The 25599-nt window shown below is 38.5% G+C and carries 25 protein-coding genes and 2 riboswitches; of the genes, 11 read left to right on the top strand and 14 right to left on the bottom strand.

Annotated features, from left to right (window positions below; translation table 11 throughout):
- Positions 1-121: 121 nt before the first annotated feature.
- Both HNQ85_RS14710 and HNQ85_RS14705 read left to right on the top strand, forming a co-directional pair.
- Complete coding sequence (locus HNQ85_RS14710) at positions 122-1630, top strand: ATP-binding protein (protein ID WP_181538483.1); 1509 nt, start codon at positions 122-124, stop codon at positions 1628-1630.
- A gap of 357 nt (positions 1631-1987) precedes the next feature.
- A complete protein-coding gene (locus HNQ85_RS14705) occupies positions 1988-2404 on the top strand; it encodes a hypothetical protein (RefSeq protein WP_181538482.1) in 417 nt (138 codons plus the stop codon).
- Between the two features lie 106 nt (positions 2405-2510).
- On the opposite strand, the gene HNQ85_RS14700 is transcribed toward HNQ85_RS14705, so the two are convergent.
- Positions 2511-2657 carry a hypothetical protein gene (locus HNQ85_RS14700; protein WP_181538481.1) on the bottom strand — a complete coding sequence of 49 codons (147 nt, stop codon included), beginning with the start codon at positions 2655-2657 and terminating at the stop codon, positions 2511-2513.
- 240 nt (positions 2658-2897) lie between these two features.
- On the opposite strand from HNQ85_RS14700, the gene HNQ85_RS14695 reads away from it, so the two are divergent.
- Entirely contained in the window at positions 2898-3752 is an 855-nt protein-coding gene (locus HNQ85_RS14695) for a GNAT family N-acetyltransferase (RefSeq protein WP_181538480.1), read from the top strand.
- A gap of 541 nt (positions 3753-4293) precedes the next feature.
- On the opposite strand, the gene HNQ85_RS14690 is transcribed toward HNQ85_RS14695, so the two are convergent.
- The 5 genes from HNQ85_RS14690 to HNQ85_RS14670 form a co-directional block, all read right to left on the bottom strand.
- Positions 4294-4836 carry a 1,2-dihydroxy-3-keto-5-methylthiopentene dioxygenase gene (locus HNQ85_RS14690; protein WP_181538479.1) on the bottom strand — a complete coding sequence of 181 codons (543 nt, stop codon included), beginning with the start codon at positions 4834-4836 and terminating at the stop codon, positions 4294-4296.
- A 154-nt stretch (positions 4837-4990) separates the two neighbouring features.
- Positions 4991-5620 (bottom strand): methylthioribulose 1-phosphate dehydratase, encoded by a 630-nt coding sequence (locus HNQ85_RS14685; protein WP_181538478.1) that lies wholly within the window; start codon positions 5618-5620, stop codon positions 4991-4993.
- Positions 5617-6276 carry a 2-hydroxy-3-keto-5-methylthiopentenyl-1-phosphate phosphatase gene (locus tag HNQ85_RS14680; RefSeq protein ID WP_181538477.1) on the bottom strand — a complete coding sequence of 220 codons (660 nt, stop codon included), beginning with the start codon at positions 6274-6276 and terminating at the stop codon, positions 5617-5619. The genes HNQ85_RS14685 and HNQ85_RS14680 overlap by 4 nt, the downstream gene beginning before the upstream one ends.
- Positions 6273-7514 (bottom strand): 2,3-diketo-5-methylthiopentyl-1-phosphate enolase, encoded by a 1242-nt coding sequence (gene mtnW, locus HNQ85_RS14675; protein ID WP_181538476.1) that lies wholly within the window; start codon positions 7512-7514, stop codon positions 6273-6275. Before mtnW ends, HNQ85_RS14680 begins: the two co-directional genes overlap by 4 nt.
- Before the next feature lie 199 nt (positions 7515-7713).
- A riboswitch (SAM riboswitch) is annotated at positions 7714-7821 on the bottom strand.
- Positions 7822-7913: 92 nt separating this feature from the next.
- A complete protein-coding gene (locus tag HNQ85_RS14670) occupies positions 7914-9098 on the bottom strand; it encodes a pyridoxal phosphate-dependent aminotransferase (protein ID WP_181538475.1) in 1185 nt (394 codons plus the stop codon).
- A 99-nt stretch (positions 9099-9197) separates the two neighbouring features.
- Between HNQ85_RS14670 and HNQ85_RS14665 the strand changes: the two genes are divergently transcribed.
- The 6 genes from HNQ85_RS14665 to HNQ85_RS14640 all read left to right on the top strand — a co-directional run bounded on the left by HNQ85_RS14665 (position 9198) and on the right by HNQ85_RS14640 (position 16385).
- Positions 9198-9986 carry a carbon-nitrogen family hydrolase gene (locus HNQ85_RS14665; protein ID WP_181538474.1) on the top strand — a complete coding sequence of 263 codons (789 nt, stop codon included), beginning with the start codon at positions 9198-9200 and terminating at the stop codon, positions 9984-9986.
- A 127-nt stretch (positions 9987-10113) separates the two neighbouring features.
- Positions 10114-10271: riboswitch (SAM riboswitch) on the top strand.
- Positions 10272-10414: 143 nt separating this feature from the next.
- Positions 10415-11614: an S-methyl-5-thioribose kinase gene (mtnK, locus tag HNQ85_RS14660; protein WP_181538473.1), complete on the top strand. Its 1200-nt coding sequence runs from the start codon at positions 10415-10417 to the stop codon at positions 11612-11614.
- A gap of 17 nt (positions 11615-11631) precedes the next feature.
- Entirely contained in the window at positions 11632-12690 is a 1059-nt protein-coding gene (gene mtnA / locus HNQ85_RS14655; protein ID WP_181538472.1) for an S-methyl-5-thioribose-1-phosphate isomerase, read from the top strand.
- Between the two features lie 64 nt (positions 12691-12754).
- Positions 12755-13882: a substrate-binding domain-containing protein gene (locus HNQ85_RS14650; RefSeq protein ID WP_181538471.1), complete on the top strand. Its 1128-nt coding sequence runs from the start codon at positions 12755-12757 to the stop codon at positions 13880-13882.
- Entirely contained in the window at positions 13882-15396 is a 1515-nt protein-coding gene (locus HNQ85_RS14645; protein ID WP_181538470.1) for a sugar ABC transporter ATP-binding protein, read from the top strand. The genes HNQ85_RS14650 and HNQ85_RS14645 overlap by 1 nt, the downstream gene beginning before the upstream one ends.
- Positions 15375-16385: an ABC transporter permease subunit gene (locus HNQ85_RS14640; RefSeq protein ID WP_181538469.1), complete on the top strand. Its 1011-nt coding sequence runs from the start codon at positions 15375-15377 to the stop codon at positions 16383-16385. Before HNQ85_RS14645 ends, HNQ85_RS14640 begins: the two co-directional genes overlap by 22 nt.
- Positions 16386-16484: 99 nt before the next feature.
- Here HNQ85_RS14640 and HNQ85_RS14635 read toward each other — a convergent pair whose 3' ends face one another.
- A complete protein-coding gene (locus tag HNQ85_RS14635) occupies positions 16485-16997 on the bottom strand; it encodes a methylated-DNA--[protein]-cysteine S-methyltransferase (protein ID WP_181538468.1) in 513 nt (170 codons plus the stop codon).
- On the bottom strand, positions 16981-19203 hold the full coding sequence (locus HNQ85_RS14630; RefSeq protein WP_181538467.1) for a PAS domain S-box protein: 2223 nt from the start codon (positions 19201-19203) through the stop codon (positions 16981-16983). Before HNQ85_RS14630 ends, HNQ85_RS14635 begins: the two co-directional genes overlap by 17 nt.
- A gap of 297 nt (positions 19204-19500) precedes the next feature.
- On the opposite strand from HNQ85_RS14630, the gene HNQ85_RS14625 reads away from it, so the two are divergent.
- The gene (locus HNQ85_RS14625; RefSeq protein WP_181538466.1) at positions 19501-21270 is read left to right on the top strand and encodes a B12-binding domain-containing radical SAM protein; all 1770 of its coding nucleotides are present in this window, start codon (positions 19501-19503) and stop codon (positions 21268-21270) included.
- A 64-nt stretch (positions 21271-21334) separates the two neighbouring features.
- On the opposite strand, the gene HNQ85_RS14620 is transcribed toward HNQ85_RS14625, so the two are convergent.
- The 3 genes from HNQ85_RS14620 to HNQ85_RS14610 all read right to left on the bottom strand — a co-directional run bounded on the left by HNQ85_RS14620 (position 21335) and on the right by HNQ85_RS14610 (position 21873).
- Positions 21335-21499: a hypothetical protein gene (locus tag HNQ85_RS14620; protein WP_181538465.1), complete on the bottom strand. Its 165-nt coding sequence runs from the start codon at positions 21497-21499 to the stop codon at positions 21335-21337.
- A 2-nt stretch (positions 21500-21501) separates the two neighbouring features.
- Positions 21502-21657 (bottom strand): hypothetical protein, encoded by a 156-nt coding sequence (locus HNQ85_RS14615; RefSeq protein WP_181538464.1) that lies wholly within the window; start codon positions 21655-21657, stop codon positions 21502-21504.
- 72 nt (positions 21658-21729) lie between these two features.
- Positions 21730-21873: a hypothetical protein gene (locus tag HNQ85_RS14610; RefSeq protein WP_181538463.1), complete on the bottom strand. Its 144-nt coding sequence runs from the start codon at positions 21871-21873 to the stop codon at positions 21730-21732.
- Between the two features lie 102 nt (positions 21874-21975).
- Here HNQ85_RS14610 and HNQ85_RS14605 point away from each other — a divergent pair, with 102 nt between their 5' ends.
- Positions 21976-22323, top strand: coding sequence for a DUF3905 domain-containing protein (locus HNQ85_RS14605; RefSeq protein WP_181538462.1), 348 nt, complete (start codon positions 21976-21978; stop codon positions 22321-22323).
- On the opposite strand, the gene HNQ85_RS14600 is transcribed toward HNQ85_RS14605, so the two are convergent.
- From HNQ85_RS14600 to HNQ85_RS14590, 3 genes are all read right to left on the bottom strand, one after another.
- Positions 22283-22855 (bottom strand): hypothetical protein, encoded by a 573-nt coding sequence (locus HNQ85_RS14600; protein ID WP_181538461.1) that lies wholly within the window; start codon positions 22853-22855, stop codon positions 22283-22285. The two genes, HNQ85_RS14605 and HNQ85_RS14600, sit on opposite strands and share 41 nt — an antisense overlap.
- 74 nt (positions 22856-22929) lie before the next feature.
- Positions 22930-24066 carry a zinc-dependent alcohol dehydrogenase gene (locus tag HNQ85_RS14595; protein WP_181538460.1) on the bottom strand — a complete coding sequence of 379 codons (1137 nt, stop codon included), beginning with the start codon at positions 24064-24066 and terminating at the stop codon, positions 22930-22932.
- A complete protein-coding gene (locus tag HNQ85_RS14590; RefSeq protein ID WP_181538459.1) occupies positions 24063-25325 on the bottom strand; it encodes an MFS transporter in 1263 nt (420 codons plus the stop codon). Before HNQ85_RS14590 ends, HNQ85_RS14595 begins: the two co-directional genes overlap by 4 nt.
- Positions 25326-25599 lie beyond the last annotated feature (274 nt).

Raw genomic sequence — 25599 nt, 5'->3', positions numbered from 1 at the left:
CAATCAAGCTCGTTATGAGCGAGAGATTTTCTAATAAATCCATATCTATTAATGACTGATTCATTTTTATTATATTATAATGTATAGTATGAGCAATGATTGTTCTAAGGAGAAATAGCTAATGAAACAAAATAGGTTCAGAAATCTAGCATTATATATCGTAATTGTTATCATTCCTTCCATTATAGGAATTTTTTATTTTACACATGCAAAATATAATGACTTAGTTCGTGAGAATATAACTGAAACAAAAAAAATGGTTGACCTTCATAAAAATCATATTGAACAGTTTATCGGAGAAACCGTTACAAGTTTAGAAATGCTGTCTCTTGTACTAAGCAGCGAAAATCAGTTACTTTCAAATAATCAATATATAAAAGATATATTAATGAAAACATATTATAAAGATCCTCGTTTTTTTGGTATTTATTTAACAAACCCTAATGGTGAAATGATAACAGGAACGAGGACTGCTCAAGAAAGAAAGACGATTTTTTACCGCGATTATTTTCAAACAGCGCTGCAAACACGGAAAACTTCCATCTCTGAAGCATATTATAATGAGAAAAGCGACCAATTTATCGTGACAATTGCTAGCCCTGTTTTTAATCAAGCTAACAAAATTCAAGCATTTTTAGTCGCTGATTTACGTCTTGATTATATTGAAAATATTATTAAACTTGTTAATCCGGATTTATCTTTAAAAATTTATGATATGAATCACGTTGTGATTGCTGAAACGAAACAGCAAGAAAATGATGATGACAAAGAATTTTCAGTTACGAGTTATCTAAACAATGTACCTTGGATGATTGCCGCAAAACCGTTGCCGTTCGACTATCAAAAACTGCTGTCATTATCGGTTGTATATATTTTGCTTATTCTAGTAATTACTCATATTATATTTTTATTAATTAAGTATATATTGCTAAAACGAAAAGCAATGTATGAACGCATGCAAAACGAAGCACAAAAATTAGAGTTAGTCGGCACATTAGCAGCGAGCACAGCTCACGAAATTCGTAATCCGCTTACAGGAATTAAAGGGTTTATTCAATTGCTAAGTGAAAAATACAAAGATGAAGAATCCCAACTTTACTTTTCAGTGATTAAGAAAGAAATTAATCGAATCAATCAAATTGTCAGCGAGTTTTTAATGTTGGGAAAGCCGACCGTACAAAAATTTGAGCTTCACGATTTGCAGGAAATTATTGAAGAGCTATCACCGATTATCGATTCTCAGGCTCATTTGCATAACGTCGTTTATCAAACGTTCATTGAACCAGCTCCGTTAACCGTTCTTTGCTCGAAAGACCATATTAAGCAAGTGATTTTAAATTTAACAAAAAATGCGCTTGAAGCGATGCCTTTAGGCGGAGTCTTAACCGTTTCTTTAAGTAAAGAAAATGATGTATGTAAGCTAGAGATTTCTGATACGGGTCAAGGAATTCCAGAAGAAGCTCTATCCAAAATTTTTACACCATTTTTTACGATGAAAAATACAGGAACGGGGTTAGGCCTTGTCGTATGTCAACGGATTATTCATATGCATAAAGGGAAGATTGAGGTAAAAAGCAAAATTAATGAAGGAACCGTTGTAACGATTTTCTTGCCTATTAATAAAGAATAAGTATTACATCCTGTATAACAAAAATTCATTTTAGAAGGATAGACATGGAACAAAAGACACATCGTCTGCTCTTTCAAGTTTGTTTAGGTGTCTTTTACCGGTTCCATTCCCCATCACTTGTATAACATTTGATAAAGAATCGTTTTCAGTTACTATGAACAAACAACAATCGACTCCTTTATTCTCGGATGGATGACAATCATTTTTTTGAAAACTTTTTTAGGACATACACTCAAGCATGTGTATGTCTTTTTTATTCGTTCTACCATTAAAAAACTTAAATGAATCGTTTGGATCGCATGATTTTGTTTTTACTTGGACATGTTAATAATAAAATGAACAAAATAGGTGAAACATATGACTGAACTTCATCATCCGTTTTATTTAAAGTTAAAAGAAATGCTGAAAAATGCTACACACACAATAAAAGATGCAATGGCAGATTTAATGGAACAAGAGCTGGTTACCATTGAAGAAATTGCTGAAATGATGAAACAACATCCGGACACATTGATTGAACAGCAAACTTTACTTGGAATTACATATCGTTTTTATCGTCTAACAATTGAGAATATGGCGTTTTATATGGAAACACGAGTGATAAACAATAAAAAACATCTTGAGCGAGTTTTATTTGTAACTTTTGGAACAACAGAACATTCACTTTTAACATATCGTTCTTATGACGATCAAATGCAGCTAAATAAACCAATAAAAGTAAACAACACCATTAAAACCCTTGTGAAAGACGGTATTGAAAAAAGTTTTGTCTAACAAAAAGAGGCTACACCATAAGTGTCTGACTTCACGCGTAACTCACAATATATATGATGGTTACCATGTCTGACACTTGCTTTTGGTTCAGCCTCTTCCAATTTATTTATCCTTTAATGCCCTGTAGCCATTCTTGATAACAATCTGGACATAATGTCTCTTCTCGTTCCTCATCATTCGTGTAAAAAGAAACTTGATGGATTGTTTCTTGTTCATCTATATCAGATTCGCAGTAAAAGCATTTCTCAGACATTGTTTTTCCCTCCCTTAGTCATTATTTTGGGCGGGTCAAACAATTATTTTTCCTGTTAACTCGTTCCATTTATTTAGAAGTGTATAAATTTATGTTATCTTCACCTTCAACATCTAATCCTCACTATCCTAGAAATTTTATCTTGTCATCTTTTCTCTCTATACTTATTATAAACAGTAATCCATTTCCATACCTTGGCTTTTTTGTTTGGATTTTAATAACTATAGTGAGGGAAAGATGATGAACAAAGAAATAATAATAGATCGTATCCACTTACATGATCTGCCGGCTTTATTAAAGCTTGCTGAAAGTGTCGGCTGGTTTTTTGATCCTAAGCGTGCGAACATGTATGTCTCTTCTGGAACCATGTACGGCCACCGAACAGGAAATCGTTTCATATCAAGCGCTGCGTTGTTTCAGTATGGAGCAGTCTTTTCTTCACTTGGAATTGTGATTGTTCACCCTGAATATCAAGGACAAGGACTTGGAAAAAGTCTTGTTCAGCGATGTCTGCACCAAGCAGAACAAATGAACATGCCTGTATCGCTTGTTGCTACTTCGGAAGGCTATCCTTTATATAAATCACTCGGATTTCGTACATTCGGATCTATCCATCGATTGAGCTTGAAGAATTTAGCAAGACAACGATTAGACATAGGCTGTAGCGGACTGGACGAGTTATGTGCTGCTGATTTGCCTGACATCATTCGTCTTGACAAAATTGTATTTGGCGCTGATCGAAGCCGTTTATACCGACAACTTTTTAAACAAATGGATACGGGATTTATTGTCAAGGAACAAGACAAAAGGATTCGCGGATTTGTTATGACGTTTCAAGTCGGAACCGTTCTTCATATTGGTCCGTTGCTTGCTGAACATGCAGAAATTGCGTTACGACTAATACAACCGTTTCTGTTCTTTTCCACACAATCCGTTAGAATCGATGTTCCTGATAAGCAAATCTATTTTATAAAGCAACTTCAAAAATTGGGTTTTCAGGAAACCCTCATATCTCCGCTTATGCTCAAAAATGCCGATACGTTGCCAGGAAAGCGCGATTATATGTTTGCTATTGCTGATCCAGCACTTGGTTAAACCTATTAAAATTCAGGCAAAACAATGGCAATCGTCGTCTTATGAATGACAGTTATGTAAAAAAACGTTACTATTATATTGATAAAATGATAGATTGGGATGGAACAAATAGAACAGCATCGAGAATGGAAATATTACTTTCTATTATTTATTATTTACCAGCTTTTTATGGGGCGGTAATTTGGTTGCTGGAAAATTTCTTCTCGTTGGGCATGCCTCTCCTCTTGCACTGACAGAAATGTGCTGGTTTTTGGCGATTGTTTGTCTTATCCTGTTTGTTTGAGAGAAAATAAACGATTCAAACCAAAAATTAGTTAGAATACTAACCTATTTTTAAGGCTTTTTATAATTTAGGTCTTGATCAAGTAACTTCAGTCTTTTTTGCACGCTTTCATCAACCGACCTGCACCATTAGTTGAAAAAGAAAATCAACAACGTTATTACATGAATTCAATTCATTCCAACTGTGAACGAAAATAAAGTAAAGAAATAAAAAGCGTAGAAATCAAAGAATGACCTCTACGCTTTTTCGCTCTTTCGCTTATTTAATGACTTCTTCTTTTTCTTCATAAGGATGCGCAACCCAACCTGATGGGTCAATGAACAAGCGAACCGCTACTACTTGGCGGTCTTCCATCAATGTGAAGAAGTGCGGATTGCCTTCTGGTACTGAAATAACATCACCAGCTTCTAGCTCGACATCAAAATAACCCGTTTCCTTATCTCCCTTGATGATAAAAATACCGTGACCTGCTGTAATCGCTCGAACTTCGTCTTCCGTATGAACATGTACTTGTTCGAACTTCTTCAGTAATTCATCTAGGTTCGGAGTAGCATCTGATAAAGCTACCACATCCCAAGTTTTATAACCTCTTCTTGCGGCTAAATCTTCAATCTCTTCTTTGAAGATGGTTAAAATCTCTTCCTTTTCTTCGTCAGTAAGTACAAATTTTTCTTTCAAACGATCTGGTAATTTACTTATATCCCAATGCTCATAAAGAACACCCTGCTTTTCTAAAAAACTTAATACATTCTCATGACCTTTAATAATTTCCCCTGTGTTTCTGATTTTAATGACTGCCATTTTGACTTCTCCTCCCTATATTTATTTGTTTGATTAAAAAATCCATCATATAATGAAACCGTCTAAGCATTTTACATAGAAACAATCTTTATTCTGCTACCTCGTCCTGTAGCCGAAGCATCAACATCAAAATTTGAAAACTAGTTTCAAGCGTCTAAACTAAAGTAGTGACACGCTTAGAAGCTAATAGTTTTACATGATAACTAAATAAAAATTCCCACGCTTCTAAAAACTTCTTCGCTTCAAATGCGTCGCGTCCCCATACGGTAATTCCGTGATTGCGAATAAGAACCGCCCCAGCATCGTCTTTTACATGCTTCGAAAATTCCTCAGCCAAGGTTGGAATATGGGCGTAATTTTTGATAATGGGGATGCGAATGATAGCATCTTCTTCCCATAAACCGAACGCTTTAATAATCTCTTGTCCGGTAAATGACACTTCTTTGGCATCACCGTAAAGTTCAGAAATAACATTATTGTCAACCGTATGAACATGAAGAACGCATCCAGCCTTTGTTTTGTTATAGATCTCCACATGCAAAAGCGTTTCAGCAGAAGGTTTCAAATGTGTTTGTTCCGCTGGCTTGCCGAATGAATCAACAAGGAGAAAATCTTCAGTTGTCCGCTTTCGCTTATCCTTTCCGCTTGCAGTGACAAGAAAAGTAAGTGGTTCATCAGTTACTTTGATGGAAAGATTGCCGCTTGTAGCGAAAAACCAATCGCGCTTTGCTAATTCATCCTTCACATCCGCTAACTCTTCCCATTTTTTTACTAGCAAACTCATACGTTCACCTCCATCCTCTCTAACAAATCAATAACATCAAAAAATGTAGAAAATGGTGTATGGGAAAGACCTAGTTCCTTGCATTTTGCAAGGAGAAAATCACGAGCAATGACATGGTCAGCTAATTTTGCCGCCTGCAAATCGGTAATTGAATCGCCAATGACAATCGTGAATGGTTTATTCTTTGCTAGCTTTCTTAACAGCGACGGCTTACAGCAGCCGCATTCATTTTTACAATGCTCATCGCAAGGATACGGCCATAAAATTTTAATCGTCTCCCCGCTAAAATCAGAACCATTGCAAAAAATTTTTTCTTTTTCTACCAACCCTTGAAGAAGCGGATAGACAAAAAAATCGATTCCACCACTGACAATATAAAGCGGGATATCGTTTTGTTTTGTATAGGCAACAAATTCAGAAAATCCATCGCGAATAACAGCGTTTTCTAATACAAATTCCGTAATATTCTCTTTCCAGTTTGACGGAAGCAGGGAAAACATCCTGCCTACTCCCTCCTGAATGGATATGCGCTGCGCCAACACATCATCCTTAATGGCTTCCCATTCAGGAGGAGCAAATTGTTTCATAATGGCGACAATGTTATCACTGTTTGTAATGGTTCCATCAAAGTCACAAAAAATGATCGGCTTTCTCATACGTTCACCTCATGCGCTCCCCACAAAGCAATTGCTTTTTTTAGAGCCTCATTTTCCTTTGCTGCTTCGTGTAGTGACCGTCCTGATAAAACGGCAGCAACTGCCGAACGGAATGCTTTTCCGCCGCCAACAGCCCCATCTGGATGACCGTGTACACCACCTCCTGCGTTAATCACACAATCATTGCCAAAATCACGAACCAACAATGGTACCAATCCTGGATGAATGCCAGCTGATGGAACTGGGAACGTTCTTTTCAATTGCTCATCTTCTTTCGTCAGTTCGTCAGCAATGCTCTGCGCCTCACTCTTATCAAGAGCAACGCTGCCGTACGGCGATGGGAATAATGAAAAATCAGCTCCTGCCAAACGAAGCAGTTTTCCTAGCAAGAGTGGACTAGCAATGCCATAAAACTCAGAAGATGTAAGCGCACCGCTAACAGCTGGATGAGCCATAATCGGAATCTCAATCTCTTTATCTTCACGTAAACCTTGCAATACATCTAGTCCATAAGCAAACACATTAAATAACAATATATCAGCGCCAAGCTCCACCGCTCGCTTTGCTTTGTCCTTCAACTCGAATGTCTTACCAGATAAGTTAACAGCATATAGCGTTTTCTGCCCCGTCTTCTCATAAACTTCCTGCAATACTGCTTTCCCTACAGCGATTCGCTTTTCAAACGGCGTTCGTTCATTTTCAAATAGAATCTCATCGTCTTTTATCAAATCAACCCCGCCAAGCGCTTGTTCTTTTAACTGTTCGGATAAATACTCTAAACTTCGGCCGATAACACCTTTAAAAATGCTCATTACAAGAGGTCGATCGTAAACTCCTAATTTTTTGCGAATTCCTTCAATACCATATCGCGGACCCGGAAACGCTTGTTTCAATTCATTGGAAAACTGCAAGTCTATTAATTTCACTTCCCCATCAAGTGAAAGTTTTCCGAACACCGTCGTTAAAATCGCTGGTAAATCAGCGCTGAAATTAGCGCTCGGATAAGCGATTTTAACAAGTGCACGATTGACTTTTTTACCAAGATATTGATTTGTTCGTTCATTCTCTTCAAGCGGTATAATGCTAATAACCGTTCCTTTATGCTTGCGAAGTTGCTCTTGCTCTAACAGCGGCAAGTCAGTCCAAGAACCAACCGTTAAACCAAGGGCAATCCCTTCAGCTTTTTTCTCTAAATCTTTCACGTCATGAATGAGATATGTCGCAATTACTTGACTCATTGTTGCACCCTCTTTCTGCGCTTTTCAATAAAGTGCAACTTCATCAGTGGGGGTTTTTTTCTTCATCCCCCACTGATGTTAGTTGAACTTATCGGGTTCTTAGCGTCCGTTATCTTCCACCTGTAGAGGTGGGAGTCTTACGGACGATTAGAACGGGATAAAAAAACCTCTTCATAAGAAGAGGCTTAGTCTTTTGCTCTTCTTATCTCTCAGCGTATCGCTGCAAGAATTAGCACCGTGCTTAAGACTAGTTAAGCCGGTTGCCGGGCTTCATCGGGCTCGTCCCTCCGCCTACTCTTGATAAGAATGCTGCTCTTATATTCATTTTTTTCAGAATTTTTATTTCCACAAATTTAATTCGAATTATGACAGTAATTTTTTGTGATGTCAATCATTTTTTTACACTTTAGCATGAAAAAGGTTTAGCTTAGCGATTCGTTCAGCTGCTTCCTCTAAGCGCTCTTGGCTTGTCAACAACCCCGCACGCACATATCCTTCCCCATATTCCCCAAAACCAATTCCTGGAGCAACAACTACGTGCGCTTTCTCAAGAAGCAAATCAGCAAACGTTTCTGACGTGAATCCTTTAGGAACAGGAAGCCATGCAAAAAACGATCCTGCTGGAGCAGTGACATCCCAGCCAATGTCTTTTAAAGCACGAATAAAAATATTGCGTCGCGATTCGTATAACTCAACAAGTTCGCACACACAATCTTGCGGTGCTAAAAGCGCATGTGCTGCCGCTTCTTGTATCGCGCCAAAGATGCTTACATAAAGATGATCTTGCAACAGATTGAGTGCCTCGATGACACTTTCATTTCCAACGGCAAAGCCGACGCGCCAGCCAGCCATATTGTATGTTTTTGAAAATGTATAAATTTCAATACCAACTTCTTTTGCTCCATCTACTTGCAAAAAGCTAAGCGGCTTTTTACCGTCAAAACCGATCGCACCGTAAGCGAAATCATGAACGACACATATATCGTTTTTAGCGGCAAAAGAGATGGTTTCCTCAAAAAACTCCTTTGTGGCAATGGCCCCCGTCGGATTGTTCGGATAGTTGAGAAACATTAATTTCGCGTTTTCTGCTACGTTTGGAGACAGCTCCTTATAATCAGGCAAAAAGCCATTTTCCATCCTTAAAGGCATTATTTCCATTTTCGCTCTCGCAAGTGCAATACCAGACCAATAATCCGGATAACCCGGGTCAGGAACAAGAACAACATCTCCAGGATTGACTAAACATTGCGGAATTTCAACAAGACCGGCTTTACCGCCAAATAAAATGGCCACCTCCTTTTCTGGATCGAGCTTGACGTTATATTCACGCTCATAAAAGGTCGCTACTGCCTCTTTCAAAAAGTGATATCCGCGAAACGGTGAATATTTATGATAATGTGGATTAGCAGCTGCTTTTTGCAGCGCCTCGACAATATGAGTGGGAGTCGGCTGGTCAGGATTCCCCTGTCCGAGATTAATGACATCGTGCCCTTGAGCAATCACTTTTCCCACTTTTTCAACGAGAGAAGCAAAAAATTGCTTCGGCAAACTTCGCAATAAATCTGACTGTACAAAATTTTTCATCGCTTACACCTACTCAAAAATTTCTTGAAATTCTAGTCACAAATCATATATCGTAAAAATCAAATTGTAAAGTTTAAATTTTTTTCGAGGTGAAAAATCATGGCTTTAAAAATGGCTTGTATTCAGCTTGATATCGCGTTTGGCAATCCCGAAGAAAATAAAAAGCGGGTTCGCTCCGAAATTGAAAAAGTGATGTTACAGCAACCAGATATTATCGTCCTTCCTGAATTATGGTCAACAGGATACGATTTAACGCGGCTTGATACAATTGCTGATGAACATGGTTCTGATACAAAGGCATTTATTAGCGAACTTTCCCGTCTGTACAATGTCAATATCGTCGCCGGTTCAATTGCCAAAAAAACAGATACGGGAGTTACAAACACTATGTACGTTATGAATCGTCACGGAGAAATTGTCTTGGAATATAGCAAACTTCATCTTTTTAAACTAATGAATGAGCATTTATATTTGCAGCCAGGGAAAACAGAAGGACTGTTTACTCTTGAAAACACGTTATGCGCGGGAGTGATTTGTTATGACATTCGCTTTCCGGAATGGCTTCGCGTTCATACAACGAAAGGAGCAGAAATGATTTTTGTTGTTGCCGAATGGCCTCTTCCCCGCCTTAACCATTGGCGTGTGCTACTGCAGGCGCGGGCAATCGAAAATCAATGCTACGTCATCGCCTGCAATCGCGCCGGAAGGGACCCAAATAACATATTTGCCGGACATTCGATGATCATTGATCCATGGGGAGAAATTATTAGCGAAGCGGATGAAAATCCTTGTTCCATCGTCGCAAAAATTGATTTAGATAAAGTCAAACAAGTTCGCCAACAAATTCCCATTTTTACTGATCGCCGCCCTGATTGGTATATCAATTAAAAAAATTTTTTCAAAAAAGGTATTGACAAAAAATCCATTTTCCATGTATGATTCGAATCAAGCGAAAACCGAAACAATTTTCCGTTGATTCAAAAAATTAAGAACAACAAAATATACTGGTTCAGAACTCTTATCAAGAGTTGGCTGAGGGAATTGGCCCAATGAAGCCCAGCAACCGACCGTAATACTATCGTGAGATAGGGCGCACAATTCGCGCCGGAAGAAATTCCGCAAGGCACGGTGCTAAGTCCAACAGAAAGAGTAACTCTTTCTGAAAGATAAGAGGTGAGAAGGAAAAATCTTCAAGCCTCTTTCCATATGCGAAAGAGGCTTTTATTTATGCGTGAACTCCCTGTCCACTTAACTTTGCTTAATTGGGAGACTTCTTTCGATTATGTAAAAAAAAATCATGAAGGAGGCGTCATCACATGGCGATTTCTAAACAATCCGTATATGAACCGTTAACAGAAAACACGGCTATTTCTCTTGCTCTTCGTTTAGGGCTGTTCCCGGAAGGTACACCGCTTACATGCCGCGAAATCGGAGACGGCAACTTAAATCTTGTATTTCATGTCGTTGATCAAACCAAGAACAAAGGAGTTATTATAAAGCAAGCGTTGCCTTACGCGAAAGTTGTCGGAGAAAGCTGGCCGTTGACGTTAAAACGTGCCACTATTGAAAGCAACGCATTGCGTACATTTTCCAGCTATGTCCCAGAGTATGTCCCGAAAGTTTACTATTCCGATGAATCTTTAGCCATTACAGTGATGGAAGATTTATCTCATTTGCAAATCGCGCGCAAAGGCCTTATTGAAGGAAAAACATATCCGCTTCTTTCACAACATATTGGCCAATTTTTAGCAAAAACATTGTTTTATACGTCTGATTTCGGGCTTAACCAACAGCAGAAAAAACAGCTCGCACAAAGCTTTGTTAATCCGGAACTATGTAAAATTACTGAGGACCTTGTATTCACTGACCCATTCTTTGATCATGACACCAATAACTTTGAAGAAGAGCTGCGCGATGATGTTGAAACACTTTGGAACAATTCATCATTAAAACTTGAAACAGCAAAACTGAAAAGAAAGTTTTTAACAGAAGGCGATGCGCTTTTACATGGTGATTTACATACAGGAAGCATTTTTGCAAGCGACGAAGAAACGAAAATCATTGATCCGGAGTTTGCCTTTTATGGTCCGCTCGGCTTTGACCTCGGACAATTTTTGGCCAACTTGCTCTTAAATGCGTTGTCCCGAAATGAAGAAGAAAGAGAGCCTTTATTTGCTCATGTTGAGAAAACGTGGGAAGTGTTTCAACAAACGTTTTCCGAGCTTTGGGAAAATCAAAATGTAGAGACTTATGCAAAAGTCCCAGGCTTTTTGCAGGAAGTATTAGACAGAACATTTACGGACGCCATCGGGTTTGCCGGCTGTGAAATCATTCGCCGCACGATTGGTTTAGCACACGTCGCCGACCTTGATGGCATTAAGGATAAGGAAGAACGCCTAAACGCCAAACGCCATGCACTTCGCCTCGGAAAAACGCTGATTTTAAAGCGTGAATCTATTAACAAGATCCAAGAAATTCGTCAACTATTCACACAAACAACATTGGTAAACAACTGAATAAGGAGAGGGCTTCAATGAATGAAACAGTAACAATTCCACGCTCAGTAGAATGGAATGAGACCCATATTACGATTTTAAACCAACAAAAGCTGCCATTAGAGACTGAATATTTAGAATTAAAAGATGTTAAAGACGTATGGGAAGCGATTTTCTCCCTGAAAGTACGTGGTGCTCCTGCTATCGGCATCACAGCAGCATACGGACTTGCTCTAGCAGCACAAAGTTATGAAACTGAATCCATTCCTGAATTTAAGCAGCTTTTACAAAAAGACCGGGACTATTTAGCAAGCTCACGTCCAACTGCCGTCAATCTTTTTTGGGCTCTTGACCGCTTGCTTTCTAGCATAGAAAACGTCTCTTCCGTCAATGAAGCAAAGACAACGCTCGTTCACGAAGCGATTCGCATTCAAATCGAAGACGAGGATATTTGCCGTCAAATCGGTGAACATGCTTTATCGCTTTTTAAAGATGGCGACAAAGTATTAACGATTTGTAATGCCGGCTCCATCGCTACTGCCAAATATGGCACCGCGCTCGCTCCTTTCTATTTGGCTAAAGAAAAAGGCATTCATTTAAAAGTATTCGCTTCTGAAACGAGACCTGTATTGCAAGGAGCAAGATTAACCACTTGGGAACTTATGAAAGCTGGAGTTGATGTAACGCTTATTACAGATAACATGGCAGCGCAAACGATTCGCGCGAAAGGAATTAACGCTGTCATCGTTGGGGCGGATCGCATCGCTGCTAATGGTGATACAGCAAACAAAATCGGCACATTTGGGCTCGCATTGCTAGCTAAAGCATTTAACATTCCGTTTTATGTTGCTGCCCCTCTATCAACAATCGACTTGAAAACAAATACCGGGGCCGACATTCCAATTGAAGAGCGAAGCGCAGATGAAGTTACCCATATCCATGGAACTCGTATCGCTCCTGAAGGAGTAAAAGTATATAATCCTGCCTTTGATGTAACACCAAATGAACTGATTACCGCCATTATTACAGAAAAAGGAATTATTTTCGGAAATTATACAGAAGATCTTGCCAATTTATCCCGCTCTAATCGTCCGTAAGACTCCCTCCTCTACAGGTGGGAGATAACGGACACTATTTCACTTTATTCAAGGAGGGACAAGTGTGAAATCGTTAAAAAAGTTGTTCATTTCAGCCGCTTTATTCAGCTTGCTTCTTAGCGGCTGCACAAATGAGCAAGATGCCGTTAGTCAACCAAAAACAGAGCAAGCTACTGCACAAAAAACAGAAACAAAATCAGTAACAACCGAAAACTTAGAAATTCCGGAAAAATTGAAAAAACCAATAAAAATTGCCGCGATTATGCAAATGTCCATCGGGACATTCTCCTCGCAATATATTTCAGGAGTAAAAGAACAAGTTGAAAAGTTTGGCGGCGAAGTACAAATTTACAACGCTGACAACGACTTATCGAAAATGGCTTCCTATGTAGAAACCGCGATTACACAAAATGTTGATGCCATTCTCTTAGATCATGGACGCGCCGATGCGTTGCAAGGTCCTATAGAAAAAGCCGTTGCTAAAGGAATTGCTGTCGTCGCATTTGATAACGATTTAAACGTGCCAGGCATTACCGTCATTGATCAAGATGATTACAGCTTAGCGTGGAAGACATTAAAAACGCTTGCAGAAGATTTAAACGGTGAAGGTGAAATTGTGACGATTTGGGTTGGCGGATTCACACCGATGGAGCGCCGTCACGTCATTTACGACGCGTTTAAAAAACGCTATCCAAATATTAAAGAAGTAGCGAAGTTCGGTACAGCCAGCGCCAATACCGCACTCGATACGCAATCGCAGATGGAAGCAATTTTAAAAAAATATCCAAATAAAGGGGATATTGATGCCGTTTTCGCGACTTGGGATGAATTTGCGAAAGGTGCTGTCCGTGCGATTCAACAAGCAGGACGCAATGAAATTAAAGTGTATGGTATCGATTTAAGCGATGAAGACTTGCAAATGATTCAACAAAACAACAGTCCTTGGGTAGCGACAACGGCTACCGATCCTGCGGAAGTCGGAAGAGTGCAAGTTCGCTTTGCTTATCAAAAAATCGCTGGAGAAAAAACACCAAATATTTATTCGCTTGAGCCTCATTTAGTGAAAAAATCTGACTTACCCAATGAACAAATTTCAATGAAACAACTTGGTGAATATATCGAAGGTTGGGGTAAATCAAATGTTGCCGTTTCACCATGGATGAAAGCATTGGAAGAACAGGTGAAAAAATAATGAATGAGTTGCAAATGTTTAATATCTGTAAATCGTTTGACGAAGTAACCGTGCTCAACGGCGTGAACTTCCATGTAAAGCAAGGGGAAGTTCACGCCCTTTTAGGAATGAACGGAGCTGGGAAGAGCACATTAATGAAAATTCTTGCAGGTGATTTTCCTCCTGATGACGGAACAATCATGATCGATGGGAAACAATGTACGTTTTCTTCCCCTCTCGATGCGAAAAAAGCAGGAATCGGCCTTGTTGCCCAAGAGGTAGACACGGCTCTTTTTCCAGCCCTATCAGTCTGTGAAAATATTATCGCCAATGAAATTGTGGAAACGAAGACATCTCCGTTTCTCTCGTGGAACAAACAAAAGCAACGGGCAAAAGAGTTATTGCGTCAGGTCGGATTGAAAATTGACGTCAATAAGCTTGTTCATGAATGCAGTCTTCATGAAAAACAGCTTATTTTACTGGCAAAAGTGCTGTCTTCTTCAGCCAAATATATTATTTTAGATGAACCGACAGCTCCTTTAAGTACGGCAGAAACAAAGACATTATTTCAAATTATCCAACAGTTAAAAGCGAAAGGAGTTTCATTTATTTACATTTCTCATAAACTAGGAGAAATTAAAGAGATTTGTGACCGTGTTACGATTTTACGCGACGGTAAAGTGGTTCATAACTCACCTATATCAGACATTACAATCGATGAAATGATTGAACATATGCTTGGACGCACTTATCAATCCGCCAAAAAAGAAAAAAGAACACTTAACGAAACAATCGCTTTCGAAGTGAAAAATTTATTGATTCCGAAAACAAAAACAACCGTTAATCTACAAATTCGCAAAGGCGAAATCGTCGGAATTGCGGGTCTTGTAGGAGCAGGAAAAACGGAACTCGCTCATAGTTTGTTTGGATTAGAAAAAACAAGCGGACAATGGTGGATTAACGGAAAAAAATATACAATTTCTTCTCCCATCGAAGCGATTGAAGCGGGGATTTCTTATATCCCTGAGGAACGACGCAAACAAGGCTTATTTATGAACGAGAGCGTCCAAAAAAATTTAACCGTTCGTCTCCTATCTTCACTGACAAACTTTCAGTGGATTTATAGCCAAAAAGAAGAAAAAATGGCATTGAGCCTAATCCAAACTTTAAAAATTCGTCCTTCTCTTCCAAAAATAACAGTGAAACATTTAAGCGGCGGCAATCAACAAAAAGTAGTCATCGGCAAATGGTTAAACACAAATAGTGAAGTGTTCATTTTTGATGAGCCAACGAAAGGGATTGATGTAAACGCCAAAACAGAAATTTTTTCCATCATCCAATCACTTGCTAAACAAGGGAAAGCGATTCTGTACTTGACGAATGAATTTCAAGAATTACTCGATATCGCAGATACCATTCATGTCATGGTAGATGGCGAACTTGTAAAAACCTTTTCAGCTGAGGAAGCAACTCATGAAAAACTTGTTTATTACAGTAGTGGGGGTGAAACTTTGTGGCACAAACTGCCGTCTTAACAAAAGAGAAAAAACAAAAAGTTTCTCTTCTTCAAATTTTATACAAGCACGGGACATTGCTCGCTATTTTGGCAGTGATTACTTATTTCAGCATCATGATTGAGCAATTTTTTACGTATGAGAATTTCAGCGATATTTTACGTTCCATTTCAATCGTAACACTTGTTGCAATTGGCATCACCTTTTCTTTAATTGTTGATGGATTTGATTTATCGGTTGGCTCTACGGTCAGTTTATCAACGATTGCCAGTGCAGCTGCGCTTGTATTATATCGTCAAGAAATTCTTGTTACATTGCTTGTACCTATTTTATTAGGCATCGTAATCGGACTTTTAAATTCGCTGTTGATTGTAAAACTAAAACTTCCTGATTTACTTGCCACATTAGCAATGATGTACATTATTAATGGAATACAGCTTACTTACACAAAAGGTTTTTCCATTTATAATGATATGCCGCTTCCCGAAGGCGGAATAGCACCTGGAAAATTTATTCCTTCTTTTTTATTCATCGGACAAGGTGAGTGGCTTGGCATTCCATTTTCTGTATTGTTAATGCTCTTTTTAGTTTTCGTTTCTCATCTATTTTTGACGTACACAAAACCGGGCCGTCTTTTTTATATGACAGGTGAAAATCGTGAAGCTGCCCGGCTTTCCGGAATTCCTGTTAACCGCTATCGCACATATGCCTACGTCATCAGCGGCTTATTTGCCGCCATCGCTGGAATCGTTCTTGCCTCCCGAATCGGCACAGGACAAGTTTCAGCAGGAGCACCGTTATTAATGGATGGGGTTGCTGCGGCTTTTATTGGTGTTTCCGTTTTCGGCATCGGAAAGCCGAATGTCATCGGAACGTTGTTTGGCTCCATTTTAATTGGCGTGTTGCTTAATGGATTAACAATGATGAACGTACCCTATTATGCTCAAGATATCATAAAAGGCGGAATTTTAATCGGAGCCTTGGCATTATCTCACATACAAAAGAAATGAGAATATATCTAGGCTGTCTCAAAAACAAAGGGTCAGACCCCGCAACCACAATAGATTGATGCTTGATAGGCACATGATCTAATGTGAACGCGCACGAGGTCAGACCCTTATGAGACAGCTTTTGCTATTTTCTTTTTCGAGTTCAAGCAATTTTTCTTTTACATCGATTCGATTCCCTGCATATCCAACTAATTTTTTATTTTTCCCAATCACCCGATGGCATGGCACGATAATTGCAAGGTTGTTCGCCCGATTCGCCTGTCCAATTGCCCTTACTGCTTTCGGATGACCAATTTTTTCAGCAATATCCGCGTAACTGACTGTTTCCCCGTATGGAATTTCACACAGTGCCTTCCATACTTTCTCTTGAAAAGCAGTCCCCTTCCATTTGAGCGGCAAATCAAATGTTTTTCTTTTGCCAGCAAAATATTCCTCAAGCTGCTTTACCGCACTATGTAACAACGGGGAATCACTTTTTATCATTAGTTGTTTTTGGCATAATTGTTGCCAATCCTCTTCAAAAAGCTCAATGCGGACAATTGCTTCTCCATCAGAAACAACATAAATCGGTCCAAGTTGTTTTGACATATAAACGCTATATTCCAAGCTCATCGTACTCTTCGTTCTCCCTCTCTGTTGGCAACGTAATATAAAACGTCGTACCAACTCCTACTTGGCTTTTAACCTCTATTTTTCCTTGATGTTCTTCAATAATTTTATAACTTACCATTAAGCCAAGTCCAGTTCCTCTTTCTTTCGTCGTGTAAAACGGCTCACCTAGCTTTTTAATTTTATCTTCAGGAATTCCGCATCCTTGATCAGTAATGGAAATTTGAATATGCTGTTCATCGATTTGTTTAATTGTCACTCTAACCATACCGCCTTTGGGCATTACTTCAATTGCATTTTTCAACATATTAATAAATACTTGCTTTAGTTGATTAGGCTCACAATAAATCAATGGCAACTCTTCACTATATTTAGAAATAATTTCCACATTATGCATCATTGCTTGCGCACCTAACAAATCAATCGTATCTTGCATAATTTTTCTTACGTCATTTTGTTTATACTGAACAGCTTGCGGTTTTGCCAAAACGAGAAATTCAGTAATAATCGACTCTATGCGTTGCAATTCTGATGTGATAACATTGAAATACATCGAATAATCTTCTTTAATACTGTTTGGCAACAGTTGAATAAATCCTTTTAAAGCTGTCATTGGGTTGCGAATTTCATGGGCAATTCCCGCCGCAAGTTCACCTACAACATTTAATGTATCAGATTTTCGCAATCGTTCCTCTAATTCTTTTCGCTCCGTCACATCACGAAGCATCATCATGCTGACACCGGGAATAATCTCCCGCTTTAACGAAAACTCGACAATTTTTTGCTTCTCATCATCAGAACTTAAGTTCATTTCTGCATAAGCTTCACCGGTGCGTTCGCACTGTTTAAGCAATTTGCAAAAACTTTTTCTTTCTTTCTCCGAGATAAATTCACAGACGGGTTGATGAAGCAGCTGTTCCTTTGAGGCATTAAAAATTTCGCAGGCAATCGGATTCACATCAATAATTCGATATTGATGGTCCCATAAAAGTATACCATTCATTGCATGGTCAAAAATACTACGGAATTTTTGTTCGCTTTCCCGTAATATTTTTTCCATTTTTCTCCTTTCACTAACATTGCGGAAAATCGTCAAGTGGTACCCATCAACGACTCCACGCTTTGATGTAAATTCAAGCTGCTTATCTTCTCCATTCGGCATATGGAAAGTGAGTTCGTCTCGGATTTCTCCAGCCATATAAAAATGCTGAACAATCTTCCTCACTTTTTCGTCTTTATAATCGACAAAGTCTTTCAAGTTCCGCTTTACGAGCTGATTAAGCGGTAATTCAAACGTACGGCTCGCTGCTGGGTTGGCATTTAAAATATTTCCAGAATCATCACAAATAATAATCGCTTCATGTGCTTGTTCAAAAATAGCGCGGAACCTTTCTTCGCTTTTTTGCAGCTTAACCTCCATATTTTTCTTATCTGTTACATCGCGCATAATCGCCATATAAAAACCGCTATATACATTTGAAGTTGTCGTCAGTTCAAACATTTTAACGGTTCCGTCAAAAAGAACTAAAGAAAGCTCTCCTTTTGCCGTCCCCTCTTCCTTTAATTCCCGCAAAAGTTTTTCAAAATCTTCCTTATATTCGCTGGAAATAAACTGTTGAAATGACAAGGAGAGTAGTGTCGTTTTGTCCAAGTTTAAACTCATACAGAAAGCCGGATTTACATCGATAAAGCGTCCGGATTCATCAAAAATAACAATTCCATCTACGGCACGATTAAATACATCTCTAAACAAAAATTCATTAATTGTTCGTTCGCGTTCCAATGCTTTTCTTGAGGAAATGTCCCTCATAATCGCTAAATCAAAATTATTGAATGCATTTTTTTTAATAGAAAACTCAATATGTTTGATTTTCCCATTGTTCAATTTAATAATGAGTTCATCGCTAAATGAACCGAATTTATGTAACATGGAGCATTGAAATTGCAATATATCAGGTGGAACAAGATCGAGGAATATTTTAAAATTTTGACCGATAAGCTCTTCTTTTTCCATTTCGAACAATTTACATGCTGCTTCATTTACTTCAACAAATTCACCATTTTGATTAAAAATCATAATCGCATCTAAAGACCGTTCAAAAATGATAGAATAGCTATTTAATTGTTCCTTCAGCCACTTATTTTCTTCCTCTAGCGATTTCACATTTATTTGCTGCTGTTCTTCACGAGGAGAAAGGCTGCTACTCATTGTTCCCCCCTCCTTTTCTTAGAGGATTTCCGAAGTTTATCATTCATTTTATATTCTCTATAGAGTTTCATAATCCTCCCTGAATTTTGGTAAAATTTTAAATTAATTACCACTTTTATATTACATACGCATTTTACTGTAATATACTATAAATTTTCTAGGGTCTCATTTCCTATCTAAGATAGATAACAGAACTTTTTTCATTATTTTTCAACTGCCTTTTGTCAAGAATGTGTTATAATAGAATGTTGTTTTCAAATCAATACACTCTTTAGGAAATAAAGGAGTTTTGTATAAATGAACATTATTTGTACAACGTTAAATGCGAAATATATTCATACAAATTTAGCGATTCGCTATTTAAAAGCGTATGCTCAACCTGAGTTTGATATACAACTTGTCGAGTACACGATTAAGGACCCAGCGATGAATATTGTCATTGATCTTTATCGAAAAAAACCGCATGTCATCGGGTTTAGCTGCTATATTTGGAACATTGAAGAAACGATTAAAGTCGTTAAAATGCTTAAAAAAATTGATCCTTCCATCATCATTGTCGCTGGCGGCCCAGAAGTTTCCTACGATGTGCGAGAGTGGATGGAAAAGGTAACAGAATTTGATTTTATTGTGATCGGCGAAGGCGAGGAAACGTTTAAACAATTTTTATTCCAACTGCACGATAAGAAAAATTTTGAAAAGGTAAATGGCCTTGCTTTTCGTAAAGATGGCGAAATCATTATTAATCCACAGCGCAATAAAATCAATTTGGCAGAGATGCCATCACCGTTTCGCTTTCCAGAAGATATTCCGCATTTATCAAAGCGTATCACATATATTGAGACAAGCCGCGGCTGCCCATTTAGCTGTCAATTTTGCCTGTCTTCCATTGAGGTAGGAGTACGCTATTTTGACCGTGAAAAGATCAAGGACGATATTCGCTATTTGATGAAGCATGGGGCAAAAACCATTAAATTTGTCGACAGGACGTTTAATATAAGCCGCAGCTATGCGATGGATATGTTTCAATTCCTTATCGAGGAACACGTTCCAGGCACGGTATTCCAGTTTGAAATCACAGCCGACATTATGCGTCCTGAAGTCATTGAATTTTTAAATAAAGAAGCACCGCCTGGCCTTTTCCGCTTTGAAATTGGCGTACAATCAACAAATGACGAAGTAAATAAGCTAGTTATGCGCAAACAAAATTTCGAAAAGCTAACCCGCACCGTCACAATGGTAAAAGAGGGAGGAAAAATCGCCCAACATTTAGATTTAATCGCCGGACTTCCGGAAGAAGATTATACTTCATTTAGAAAGACGTTCAATGATGTATTCGCACTTCGCCCGGAAGAGTTGCAGTTAGGCTTTTTAAAAATGCTTCGCGGCACCGGCCTTCGCCTTCGTGCTAAAGAACATGATTACGTCTTTATGGATCACGCTCCTTATGAAATTTTAAGCAATAATGTTCTTTCGTTCGAAGAGATTATTCGCATTAAACAAGTAGAAGATGTGCTTGAAAAATATTGGAACGCCCACCGAATGGATGAGACAATTGAATATTTAGTATCACATGTATTCCCGACTCCGTTTGATTTCTTTCAAGAGTTTGGAACGTATTGGGATGAACAAGGATGGGCGCGTATCGGCCATCAACTAGAAGATTTATTCCGTCGACTTTATCAATTTTTACAGAAAAAAAATGTCGCGAATCTCCCAATCATTGAGGGATTGATGAAATACGACTATTTACGCAATCAAAAACATAAGCCGCGCAAACCGTGGTGGGAGGAAAAAACAGATAAAAACTTACGCTCAAGCATTTACCAACAATTATTAGAGAAACCAAGTTTGCTCGGTGAGGAATTTGCATCACTACAGTTGAATGAAAAAGAACTTTTTAAACATACAGTGATGGAAATTGTGCCGTTTGACTTGCAGCAATACGTCAAAACAAAAGAAGTACAGCAAACTCCAACAGTCATGATTATTTATTTTGACCCCGTTCATTTAATTGCCAAAACTTATTTTGCTTCATTATCATCTTTTCAGTCCGTAATAACAACATGAGGCTAACTTAACAAGTAAAGGGTCAGACTTCCTCCATATAATTTGTCAGAGGAAGTTAGACCCTTCAAAAGTTAGTCTTTTTTTGTCTTCTCTTCGCTTCTTCTATTAATTCCATCATTTTATATGAATTGAAATCGCCCGTTTCTGTCCCAAATTCTTCGCGCAGAATATCTCCTGAAATTGGGATAGTACGCCCAATTTCTTGATTTTTCGTCTCTTTCTTTGTCATTGTTACTCTCCTTGTCTGCCTTGTTTTGAATTGCGATTAGCCCCTCGTATCATATCCTCTCCGCCCGCATATTGCGCAGCCACTTCGTCATTCGGCAAACTTTCCTTTGGGGTTTTATTATTTGTTTTTGCCGCATCGAAACCTGCTTTTCGTTTCATAAAAATCCTCCTTCATTTTTATCACGTTATTAATTTGTGCCAACAACTGCTTAATCATTAAAGGAATTTTGTTCATTTCGCATTTGTTTCTTTACGTTGATATGCAATCAAGACGATTTCTTCGCCTGTTTCTTCCCGCAAATTTCTTTCAAGCTCCTGCACTTTCGCTAGTGTAGTACTTTCTAAATCAGCTACTGGAAATGAAGGATTTTTCAACTTTTCCCCCTCCTTTTTTATTTTTTCTTAATGTCATTCAAAAGGAACTTTTTTATTCATAACAGTCGTCATCACGGACAAACTAAAACGGAGGTGATCATAATGGAAAAGAAAAAAGAAGAAATACAGTCACCCATTTTAGATGAAACACAGCCGCACCAAATTGATGCTCCTTCCTTTAAAGGAACAGGAATAAAAATGCAACCGCCATTTGTTAATAAATATGGAGTGGTTATCGGTGATAGTAAATACAATTCTCCGAACTCCCCGCTCAATCAATGGAGTGAAAACACTGACCCAAGTATTATGGCAGGAGACGAGTGGGTTCATCCAACGAATGACATCGGTTGGAATACGGAAGAAAACCGTGAATTATTAGAGGCAAAACGACGACCACAAGGAGTACCATTTATGCATCCGAGCATCGATGTAAGTTATGGTCAAGACTAAAAAGATACGGCTGTCTCATAAAGGTCCATTTTTCCTCAAACCATCCTAACTTCCTTAATCGATATTCAAGAGGACAACCTTTTTTGAGACAGCCCTTTTGTTGCACTTCTTCTAAACGAATTCTCCCTTTCACGTTATGAATATCCTTTTCAATTCTTACTAATGTATATGGATAAGTTTTATCGTCAAGATACAACTTCTCTTCTTCCATTACCGAGTAGTAGAGAATCAGTCGATAGAAAATACTTGTTTTTATGTCGACAATTTCAATGAAATTGTTATCAGTTACAACAAGAACAAACAACGACCGTTCATATATACAAGAGACAATTTTCATCTCTGCATGAGATACAAAAGATAAATTTCGCAACGGATTCAATAAAAATAACAGCCGTTTACGGAGTGTCTCATCAATTTTCCTCCATCTTAAAAACGGAACAAAACTTGGCTTGCTTACTCTGTATTCCCGATGTATTGAAAAAGAAATCATAATAATTGGAAAAAGAATTAACAACTTCACAAAAGTTTTCATTACTTTCCCCATTTTCACTAAAAAAAGGATAGTTAGTCTTTCCAGGGACAACTATCCTTTCGCTTCTCATTTTACTATGGTTTCAGCACAACTTTAATGCAGTTGTCTTTCTTTTCATCAAAAATTTCGTAAGCATGCGGTGCTTCTTCTAAAGGCAGACGATGTGTAATAATATCAGTTGGATCAAATTTTCCTTCAACAATCCACTCGTACAGCTTCGGAATGTAATGAATGACAGGGGCTTGACCCATTTTCAGCGTAATATTACGAGCAAAAAAATCGCCGAGCGGGAATTGATTATATCTTGCGCCGTACACACCGACTAGCTGGACGGTTCCGCCTTTTCTCACCGCCTGTGATGCGATAACAATGGCTCCCATTGCCCCACCGTGCATTTTTAACGCTGAACCAATCATTTCAAGAGCCGTCATTTTCCCATCTAAACCGACACAATCAATGACGACATCTGCCCCACCACCTGTTATTTCCTTTATATATTCACCGACATTTTCGTATTGTGTAAAATCAATTGTTTCTACATGATTCGTTTTTTTCGCATGTTCCAATCTGTATCCGATATAATCAACGGCAATAACGCGCTTGGCACCTTTCATCCAAGCAAACTTCTGCGTTAACAGACCGACTGGACCGCAGCCTAATACAACGACCGTATCGCCATCTTTCACACCGCTATTATCCACTCCCCAAAATGCCGTCGGAATAATATCAGATAAAAACAACAATTTCTCGTCTTCTAATTCACAGTCTTTTGGAATAACAAACGGAGCAAAATTAGCAAACGGAACACGTAAATATTCTGCCTGACCGCCTGGATACCCACCGAATGTCTCCGAATATCCAAAATATGCACCGCTTTCTCCATGAGGATTAGAAGTGTCACATTGGCTTTCTAAATCATTTTGACAGTACCAGCATTGCCCGCATGCAATCGTAAACGGCACAATGACACGGTCGTCTTTTTTTACTTTAGTTACACCTCGTCCTACTTCTTCGACAATCCCCATCGGTTCGTGACCGATAATGAAATCGTGTGGCATATTTGGAATCATTCCATGAATAAGATGCAAATCGGAGCCGCAAATAGCTGTACTTGTAATTTTTACAATAATGTCATCATCCTTTAAAATTGAAGGGGCTGGCACATTTTTTACCTTTACATCTTTCATTCCTTGATATGTCACAGCTTTCATGCTGAATCACTTCCTTCTATTGATGGTTTTATCGCTGTTAAAATCACAATGCTGGCTAACAGACACAAACCAGTTAACAAATAAAACATCACATTTGTCGATTGCTTCATTAATAAAGCGATTATTGGCGGCCCTAAAGCAACACCGATAAAGCGCATGGAACTGTAAATAGAAGTAATCGTACCTCTTTCTTTCTTCTCAATCCCTTCCGTAATAAGCGCATCTAAACACGGTAAAGCGATGCCGATACCGATGCCACTAAAAAAGAAAATCGTCAATAAAATCCAGATATTTTCAAAAAAACTTAACAAAAATATAGCAATCGCTAAAATGGAAATCCCTATAAATGTGAGCCATTTCATTAGCACCTTGTTTTTGTTAATCTTTTTTCCAGCTACAAAAGCAGCTAAACAAAGCGCACCAAGAGGCAATGCAAGCATAAATCCTTTTTTAACCCCATCCATTTGATGTTTTTCTTCCAACATACTTGATAAGAAAAACAATACACCAAACAACACAAACATTAAAATGCCTCCGATCGCGAAAATCGCGTAAAGCCAGCGTCCTTCTCGTTGGAATATTTGTTTTACCCCATATAAAAACTGCTTCAGTGGCACTACTTCTTGAATCGTATGAGGAGCTCTAATGAAAAATAACATCAGCGCAATCGAAATCGCGCAAAAGACAGGAAATGCAAAGAATGGCATAAACCAAATGATTCCCGCAAGCAATGCCCCTAGTATCGGACTAAGCACTTTACCAAATGTGTTTGCCGTTTCAATGATTCCTAAACAGTTGCTTACTTCACTTTCATTTTTATACATATCTCCGACGAGCGGTAAAACAATTGGAGCTGCCCCTGCTGCCCCTACTCCTTGAAGTGCTCGGCCTATTAAAATAAGCACATACGGGTTATCGACCTTCCATGAAGCCCATCCAGAAATGATGCCTCCGATTGCTGCCAAAACTAAACTGGGAATAATGACTTTTTTCCGTCCAATCCGGTCGCTCAAATAACCTGCGATGGGAATTAAAATAATCGCGACAATCGAATATACGGTAATAATCATGCTCGATTGAAACGCCGAGATATTTAACTTCTTCTCAATCATCGGCAAAACAGGGATTAGCATGGAGTTTCCTAGCGTCATCACTAGCGGAATTGATGCTAAAGAGACAATTGCCCATCGTTTTCCTTTAAGGCTATCGTACTTTTTGTTCGTGTTGCTTTGTTGATACAAATGTTCCATCCATTCCATATCACATTCCTACCTTATTATTAATGTAAGTTTTCTCGTACTAGTACATCAGGCTTTTGCTTGTCTCACTTCCTTAAATCAAGAACCACTTTCTTTAGAATGAATGTGTGGAATAAGCAGTTACAAAGCCATTTTACAGTTACTGATTGTAGCCAGCTTGGCAATTTTATTCGTAATTTATCATCTCCTTAAGATTTATTATCATTCTGTAAAATAATAACAAAAAGAGACTGTCTCAACATCAGGGTCATCCCCCCTTATGAGACAGTCTCTT

It is taken from the genome of [Anoxybacillus] calidus (assembly GCF_013760845.1).
GTDB classification, from domain to species: Bacteria; Bacillota; Bacilli; order Bacillales; family Anoxybacillaceae; genus Paranoxybacillus; species Paranoxybacillus calidus.
Note: the sequence above shows the minus strand (reverse complement) of the source record. Positions and strands in the feature narration are given on the sequence as shown.